We start from the raw sequence: 7345 nt of genomic DNA, 5'->3' as shown, positions 1-7345 counted from the left end.
AAATCATTCCTAGTTGGTATTTGATTGAGAAAAAGTTGAATAATAAAAGAGTTTAAATATCAATTTGAAAAAATGTCAAGATTATTTGCTCATATTATAACGAATTCAATTCTTTATTAATACCTATCGAGAAATATCTTGAAAATTGGGATGTTGTTTCGGGTTCAAGTTACATGAAAGAATATATTTTAAATTTAGAAAAAGAATTCTCTTTAATAGAAAATGGATTTAAGGAAGAAGAGAAAAGAGCTCTTGCTGACTATCAATCAAACGATAATGCGTATACCAAAGAATTAGCATTTTTAGCCTTTAAATCCAATGTATATCAAGTTAGAATGTACAGTGTATTTCTCTTTGGATATTTGTCATCGTATGAAGAAATTTTGATCTTCATGAGGGATGAGGTTTCAAAAGATGACAATTGGAGAGTTCAAGAAGTATTAGCAAAAGCATTTGATGAATTTTGTAATCAAACAGGTTATGAAAAATCTCTTCCGGTTATTGACGACTGGCTACAAAATAATAATCCAAATGTCAGAAGAGCTGTTACAGAAGGTTTGAGAATATGGACGAGTAGACCATATTTCAAGGACAATCCAGATGAAGCTATTAAACGAATCGCAACATTAAAAGAAGATTCTAGTGAATATGTTAGAAAATCAGTCGGCAATTCTTTGAGGGATATTAGCAAAAAATTTCCAGAGTTAATTAAAGAAGAACTTGATGGTTGGGATGTTAAGAGTAAAGAGATTCAACAAGTATTCAAACTGGCAAGTAAATTTATAAAATGATAATTCTAAACTATAAAGTTAAAAAATGGTAACTATAAAATAGTTTCATTCTAAAGTTTAATTTTAAACAATAACTCAGTTGCTTTCGTTCTATAATATAGAAGTTTACTAGCACCACATGTTGAGTGTGTAAGTTTGTTAGTGAAAGCATAGCAACCTTTAAATAAAAATTATTGATTGCAAGTTTTTTTGATGTATGGAAGGGACGTATCATAGAAACAGTTTTTGTTGATAGTGTTTATTTAATATATTTATAGGCTGTTAATCTACTTCCGTAATGTCTAAGGAAACAAACTAATTTTGATATTAAGAAGCTTTATGGAAGAAAGTCTGATTGAAGGACTGTAGTAGAATGGCAAAGGGTTTTGACTCAGAGAAGCAGTCTTTTGTTGTTTTAGTGCTATAATGTAGAAAATTCTATATTAAGAGGTAAGAAGTATGGAAAACAATAACAGTCAAGGATTGACATTGACTGATTTAGTATTCTCTCTATACTGTTACAGAATGGGAAGAGAAAATGTTATCAATAGTAAGATTTTAAAAAATATTAAAGTAAAAGGAAAAAATATTGAACACAGGATAGATGTCTATGTTGAATTTGTTCAAATGAATAATTTAGAACGAACGATTATTAAAACCATAGACAGTAAAAATGTAAAAGCGAAAGATGTGTGGCAGTTTGATAATCTATTAAAAGATTTAGATTTCTTCCCTAAAGGAATCTTATATTTTAATAATAAAATAGATGAAGATGCATTGAAAATCGCAAAAAAAAGAAATATTCAAGTAATACATTTTGACGTTATAGAAGAAACAATAAGGAATGTGAGCCAAACTCTTGATCTAATTTTACCTGATAGAAACGTTATAGGAGATCCATTTTGGGTTTTGATGAAGGTTAAAAATCGGACCAAAGATAACACAGGAGATTATTTTGGTCTAGAGGATTCTATACCACTTTTTACATCAAAGAAACTTGCTGATGCACTATGCAAAAGGAACCCAGATTTTGCTGTCTTTGGTCTTTCTCAACATCACTTATCTATCTTGATTTCTTTTGTAGAAAACGGTTTTTTGCCAGAATTAGGTATTGTGTGTCCAAGCAAACAAACATCTTCAACAATAGATTATAATGGAGTAATGTATAAAATTGGATGTAAAAATCTTAAAGAAATATATATGAAGTGATCCCGATGGGAAAAGGTGACGCTTTTGAAGCTACCATCAAAGATATTTGTTTACAACTTTCAAATAAAGAGAGAATTAATGCTAAAATCAATACGAAAGTTAAAATGATTGGAGATGATGGAGCAACCCATGAAATAGATGTTCTTTATTCATTTGAACATTTTGGTGTATCTTATCAAGTTGGAATAGAGTGTAAAAATTGGAAAAATCCAATAAATGTTAGTGAATTGAGAAATTTTGACTATAAACTGAATCATATTGGTGGAATCAATGGAATATTTATTTCTGCCGAAAGTGAATTTCAGAATGGAGCTTGTAAAGTATCAGACTATAACAGCATTAAATTAGTTAAGTATGAAGATTTTGCTTGCTTTGCTCTATCTGAATATACTAGGTACTTAAAACCCGATTTCGAAACAGTCGGAGACCCATTTTGGATATTAATGGATACTAATGGTAAATCTTCAATAGAACAAAACAGTGTACTCGAAAATAAAATATTACTATTTTCAAGTAAAAAATTAGCAGAAGATTATAAAAAGGAAAAATTTGAAAATCATATAAATGTTATTGTCGCTGGTGTTTCGCAAGAACACTTGAAGGAAATTAAAAAGATTAATCACTATAATGAAGTAAGTGTTTATTTAACAGATTTTACTTTAGAGCCTGTCGAATTAAGTCAATGGGATATAGATTTATATATAAGATAGGGCTATACCATATTTTATTCAAAGTATGCTGAGGTTGTACACTGATTGACGTTAGTGTCCCTAGATTTGAAGGAGGAGAGATTATCAATGCTTATATTGGAATTGTACCAAAATAATTATTCAAAAGATTTAGTCGCTTTTGAGTCTTTAGAAGAGGGGAAAGCCTTTGTAGCTCAAATCCCTGGATATACTTTAGAAAACGAAGATGGGTTTGAAGTGGAGTATGTGAATCCTAAACGCTTGCCAGATTATATAGAAATTATCTTCAACGGCAACATTGTCCCTTTATCTAGATTCTCATTTGAACCTGAGAAAAATGTCGAGATTATTTGGAAAGAAATTTCGAATCTATCCGAACCAAGCGATAGAGTGGTCGAAGGGTTTACAAAAGTCGATGCCTATGTCGTTAACAACGATGAAGTGAAAGTCTATGTTGAAGCCAGAGAAGCAAACTTCCGCAAGGCAAAAGCTTTCTTAGAAAGCAAAGGGTACGAAGTCGACAGAAGCTTTTTCGGAAGTGAAGACGGGGAAGCGATTGTCTACAGAAAACGCGACACCGAAGATTGGCACTTCCTATGTCACATTGATCCTTCGTTTGTAGAGATTGAAGATGTAGAAGGATATGTGAAAGAAGCCATGGAAGATATGCAATAGTTACTCAAACTTCGTTTTGAATGTGTAGGATTGCTAGTTAAAGCAATTTGATATAGTGTTCAAATAATCAATAAAAAATGTAGTATTTTAGCAAATATAATATGGAGGTTTAAGATGCCAACTACAATAGAAGTTAATAAGCAGAGTGTTGAGGCACTACTTGGTAGTGGAAGAACAAAACCATTTGTTATTCCAGAATATCAGCGTCCTTATGCTTGGACAGATGAGCAGGTTGAAACACTGTTTGAAGATTTATGGGAATTTACCGTCAGTAATGGTGGTACTGAACGCGAAGGTTCGTATTTTCTTGGAAGTATCGTTTCGTATGAAAATGATAATGGTGAACAGGAAATTATTGATGGTCAGCAACGTATTACCTCTCTGTTTTTATTGTTAAGAGCGATTTACACAAAGCTATTTAATTCTCCATTATCAGAACGAACTCCAGAAGCGAACAATTTTATTGGTAAGATTGAACCCTCAATCTGGCGCACTAATAAACTGACTGGAACAGTTGATTATAAGACTACTCTTCTAACATCACGTGTTGTTAATAATGAAGGTAATGAAATTCTTCGTAAAATTCTCGAAACTGGAAGAGCAAATAAAGATTCTAAAGATAATTATTCTAGAAATTATATTCATTTTCAGGAGTTACTTGATAAACATTCAAGTGATAATCCCTTGATGATTTATCAGTTCATTTATTCCCTATTAAATCAAGCTATTCTTTTACCAATAACTGCTGATACCCAAGATACAGCATTGACTATTTTCTCTACTTTAAATGACAGAGGTTTACCGCTATCTGATGCTGATATATTTAAAGCTAAGATTTATAACCATCTTGAGGGAAAAGATAAGGAAATATTTATTGAACGCTGGAAAGAGCTTGATGAACAAGCTACAGCAGCTAATGAAAGTATCCAACAATTATTCTATTACTATATGTTCTATCTTAGAGCTTTGGAAAAAGATACTAAAAGTACTACACCTGGTGTCAGAAAATACTATTCGAGTAACAAATTTGAGCGCCTTTATCAATCTGAATTATTAGATAATTTATTCGTAATGATCGAATTATGGAAAGTAATTAATAAAGGTGAAGTGCTGGAAGATGAGAGTTGGTCATCAAATATACAGATAAAACAAACATTAGATACACTTACTTCATATCCTAATGAGTTCTGGAAATATCCGGTGATTATATATTATATTTGTTATCGTAAGGATAAAAACTTTGAGGATAAATTTGCAAGATTCTTAAACAAATTACTCGCTGAACTAATGACAAAATACATTCTTATTCCAACTATCAATGCTGTTAAAGGTGATATTTTGAAATTAAATTCAGCAATTGTTGTATCAGATATTCCTAAATTTGATTTCAAAGAACTAGACCAAGCTCAACTTGAAGCAGGAATCCAAAATCCTCACCGTAATGTGGTGAGAATGTTGCTTAAAACACTTGCTTATAAACATCAGGATTCATTATTACCAAGTAAATGGGAAATCGAGCATATTTTCCCTCAAAAGTGGCAAACTAACTACTTTATCGATGAATCAGATAATAAAATCCGAGAGAAAATCGAGCATATAGGCAATAAATTACCATTTGAAAAGAAGTTAAATATTATAGCAGGAAATGGTTACTTTGCTAAAAAGAAAAAAGAATATGCAGCTTCTAAAATCGAAATCACAAAAGTTATGGGACTTTCTGAAATTCAAGAGTGGAATTTAGAGTCAATTTCGAAAAGAGATATCAGGATTTCAGATTCTATTATTGCAATTCTTAAAAAATGGAACAAAGAGTATTCGGTTATTACAAAAGAAATTGTTTCCAATAAACCTTCAGATGAGGATTTAGCTCGTATTGCTGAATTTAAGGAAAAAGGCTGGATTTAACAGTAAATCAATACTGCGTTTTTCAAACTACTTTAGATTTTTATAGAGAAAGCGTGTGAGATGAGAAAATAGTGGAGAGAGATTTAATGCTAGAGTGGAAATTTATTATTCCAGAAGATGAATATGAAGCTAGTGCAGCTTTTAGTGAGAATAGTCATTACGAGATTTCTACGATGACTTTGAAGGGTAAGAAACATCTGATTCGATTGAAATTTCCCTTCTGTCATTTTTACCAAATCGTAGATAGAAACTTATTTGATACTCTTCATCAGATTCCTAGTTCGCCAGAGTTTGAATCCCCTATTTGTAAGCTAGAGACCAGTAGCCTGATTACAGAAGTGATTCATAGGGCGGGTGGAGTTTTGACTGAAGAAGACTTGGCTCATTTTCGTATTTGTGCAAAGAATCTAGTCATTGACTTAGTTCTCTATAAAAATCAAGAGAGTGATATAAGGATAGAAGAGGTTGGTAAAAAATGAAGTGGGTTCATATTGGTGAGGAAATAGAGTATGATTGGTATGAATTACGGTGTCAACTTTCTCAAGAAAATCACCTGCAAATTTTTATCGAAGGCTTAAAGAATCAAAAGCTCAAATACTGTATTGATTTTGGTAAGATTCTTTTTTGCAGATCTATTGATGAGGGATGGGACCTGAATTTGCTCGAAGAAGATTTACTTAGTGGACCAGAATTTCCTCATTTATCAGATGGGATTTTACTTGAAATGATAGATAGTCACCTCAAAAAAAGAGTTCAAAAGTTTTATCCTGACCCCATCTATCACTACCAAGTACAGGGAATTAATTTTGGGATAGACATCCTTACAGAGGCTATTCCGATTATCAAAAAGATCTAGACTGAAACCTAGATAAAAGTAAACCTTTTCAACAATAAAATAGACTCCATAATATCTATAGGGAATTTATCCACTAGAAATATTATAGAGCCTGAATCCTTACAGCTTTATCTACAAATTTTGGTAAGTTCTTTATAAAATATCCACCCTGAGGGAATCGAACCCCCATCTCAAGAACCGGAATCTTACGTGATATCCATTACACTAAGGGTGGAAGCTTTAATTATTATATCAAAAAAGAGAGCTGAACTCAAGTTTTTTCTAAGTTCAGCAAAAGGAGAATAAAAAAAGGATTCAGTATTGAAACGAATCCTCTAGATGATTATTTTTTCTCAAGAAGAGCTTTGATTTCTTGAAGAACTTCCAATTCAGTTGGACCAGCAGGTGCCTCTTCAGCGACTTCTTCTTTTTTACGAAGGTTTTGAGCTTTTTCCATTGCTTTAATCACAAAGAAAAGAACAGTACCTACAACAACAAAGTTGATAACAGCACTCAAGAAGTTACCGTAAGCAACACCATTCCATGAAAGTTCAGCAATACGTTCGATTTTTGCAGCTTTCAAAGCTGGGTTCAATAGAAGTGGAGTGATGATATCATTAACAAATGAAGTTACGATAGCACCAAATGCTGAAGCTATAATCACACCGACAGCAAGGTCCACGACGTTACCACGGAGCAAAAATTCTTTAAGATCTTTTAACATTTTCTTTTTCCTTTCGAATTTTACAATCTAAATTATATCTTAATCATCTGTTGAATGCAAGTAATATGCTCAGTGTTTTTTAAAAACAAAAACTTTACTGAAGATGTAATTGAGGACTATGATAGTAACTTGTGCAAAAATAGTCTCAATTGTATTGATAGTATTGAGATTATCACCTACAAACTGACCGATAATATGGGGGAAACTCGTCACAAAAATAAAGGTCAGCAGCAGGTCTAAGAGGAAGGTTATGAATCTTGCGGTCGTAAATTTTATCAGACGCTTGAACCAATTTTTTCGTTTCTGTTTAAAAACAATGGTATCGTTGGTAAAAAAAGCAAACAAAATTCCAGTTATATTTCCCAGAGCAGTCGCCCATAATTCTTGTTGGAAAAAGTAAAAAATAGTGATACGAACAATGATAGAAACAAGTGTAGTTGCAACCCCGAAAAATAAGTAGGAGAGGATTTCATTATCGAAGAATTTTTTGATGTATGTTTTCATAAAAATAGTATAGCATAAAGGGCATAAATGTGCT

The 7345-nt window shown here is 32.1% G+C and carries 9 protein-coding genes and 1 tRNA gene; 7 read left to right on the top strand and 3 right to left on the bottom strand.

Features of this window, described 5'->3' with window-relative positions; all coding sequences use genetic code 11:
• Window positions 1–173 precede the first annotated feature (173 nt).
• The 7 genes from HMPREF2837_RS04180 (at window position 174) to HMPREF2837_RS04150 (ending at window position 6104) form a co-directional block, all read left to right on the top strand.
• On the top strand, window positions 174–791 hold the full coding sequence (locus HMPREF2837_RS04180) for a DNA alkylation repair protein (RefSeq protein ID WP_049549482.1): 618 nt from the start codon (window positions 174–176) through the stop codon (window positions 789–791).
• 438 nt (window positions 792–1229) lie between these two features.
• Window positions 1230–1979, top strand: a complete 750-nt coding sequence (locus HMPREF2837_RS04175) for a hypothetical protein (protein ID WP_049549483.1) — start codon at window positions 1230–1232, stop codon at window positions 1977–1979.
• Window positions 1980–1984: 5 nt separating this feature from the next.
• Window positions 1985–2689 carry a restriction endonuclease gene (locus HMPREF2837_RS04170; RefSeq protein WP_049549484.1) on the top strand — a complete coding sequence of 235 codons (705 nt, stop codon included), beginning with the start codon at window positions 1985–1987 and terminating at the stop codon, window positions 2687–2689.
• Between the two features lie 87 nt (window positions 2690–2776).
• Window positions 2777–3343: a hypothetical protein gene (locus HMPREF2837_RS04165; protein WP_049549485.1), complete on the top strand. Its 567-nt coding sequence runs from the start codon at window positions 2777–2779 to the stop codon at window positions 3341–3343.
• A 114-nt stretch (window positions 3344–3457) separates the two neighbouring features.
• Window positions 3458–5248: a DUF262 domain-containing protein gene (locus tag HMPREF2837_RS04160; protein WP_049549486.1), complete on the top strand. Its 1791-nt coding sequence runs from the start codon at window positions 3458–3460 to the stop codon at window positions 5246–5248.
• Between the two features lie 86 nt (window positions 5249–5334).
• Entirely contained in the window at window positions 5335–5727 is a 393-nt protein-coding gene (locus tag HMPREF2837_RS04155) for a hypothetical protein (protein ID WP_049549487.1), read from the top strand.
• Window positions 5724–6104, top strand: a complete 381-nt coding sequence (locus tag HMPREF2837_RS04150; RefSeq protein ID WP_049549488.1) for a hypothetical protein — start codon at window positions 5724–5726, stop codon at window positions 6102–6104. Before HMPREF2837_RS04155 ends, HMPREF2837_RS04150 begins: the two co-directional genes overlap by 4 nt.
• Window positions 6105–6246: 142 nt before the next feature.
• Here the strand turns inward: HMPREF2837_RS04150 and HMPREF2837_RS04145 are convergent.
• From HMPREF2837_RS04145 to HMPREF2837_RS04135, 3 genes are all read right to left on the bottom strand, one after another.
• A tRNA-Arg gene (locus HMPREF2837_RS04145) sits at window positions 6247–6318 on the bottom strand.
• A 108-nt stretch (window positions 6319–6426) separates the two neighbouring features.
• Entirely contained in the window at window positions 6427–6807 is a 381-nt protein-coding gene (gene mscL / locus HMPREF2837_RS04140) for a large conductance mechanosensitive channel protein MscL (protein ID WP_049549489.1), read from the bottom strand.
• Window positions 6808–6876: 69 nt separating this feature from the next.
• Window positions 6877–7311, bottom strand: a complete 435-nt coding sequence (locus HMPREF2837_RS04135; RefSeq protein ID WP_049549490.1) for a GtrA family protein — start codon at window positions 7309–7311, stop codon at window positions 6877–6879.
• Between the last annotated feature and the right edge of the window lie 34 nt (window positions 7312–7345).

The organism is Streptococcus sp. HMSC071D03 (assembly GCF_001812125.1).
GTDB lineage: Bacteria > Bacillota > Bacilli > Lactobacillales > Streptococcaceae > Streptococcus > Streptococcus pseudopneumoniae_N.
This window is presented reverse-complemented; position numbering and strand designations above follow the sequence as displayed.

Excerpts from the sequence above, each read along its gene's own strand:
- HMPREF2837_RS04180 (WP_049549482.1), top strand. The coding sequence starts at position 174 with ATGAAAGAATATATTTTAAATTTAGAAAAAGAATTCTCTTTAATAGAA.
- HMPREF2837_RS04175 (WP_049549483.1), top strand. The coding sequence starts at position 1,230 with ATGGAAAACAATAACAGTCAAGGATTGACATTGACTGATTTAGTATTC.
- HMPREF2837_RS04170 (WP_049549484.1), top strand. The coding sequence starts at position 1,985 with ATGGGAAAAGGTGACGCTTTTGAAGCTACCATCAAAGATATTTGTTTA.
- HMPREF2837_RS04165 (WP_049549485.1), top strand. The coding sequence starts at position 2,777 with ATGCTTATATTGGAATTGTACCAAAATAATTATTCAAAAGATTTAGTC.
- HMPREF2837_RS04160 (WP_049549486.1), top strand. The coding sequence starts at position 3,458 with ATGCCAACTACAATAGAAGTTAATAAGCAGAGTGTTGAGGCACTACTT.
- HMPREF2837_RS04155 (WP_049549487.1), top strand. The coding sequence starts at position 5,335 with ATGCTAGAGTGGAAATTTATTATTCCAGAAGATGAATATGAAGCTAGT.
- HMPREF2837_RS04150 (WP_049549488.1), top strand. The coding sequence starts at position 5,724 with ATGAAGTGGGTTCATATTGGTGAGGAAATAGAGTATGATTGGTATGAA.
- mscL (WP_049549489.1), bottom strand. The coding sequence starts at position 6,807 with ATGTTAAAAGATCTTAAAGAATTTTTGCTCCGTGGTAACGTCGTGGAC.
- HMPREF2837_RS04135 (WP_049549490.1), bottom strand. The coding sequence starts at position 7,311 with ATGAAAACATACATCAAAAAATTCTTCGATAATGAAATCCTCTCCTAC.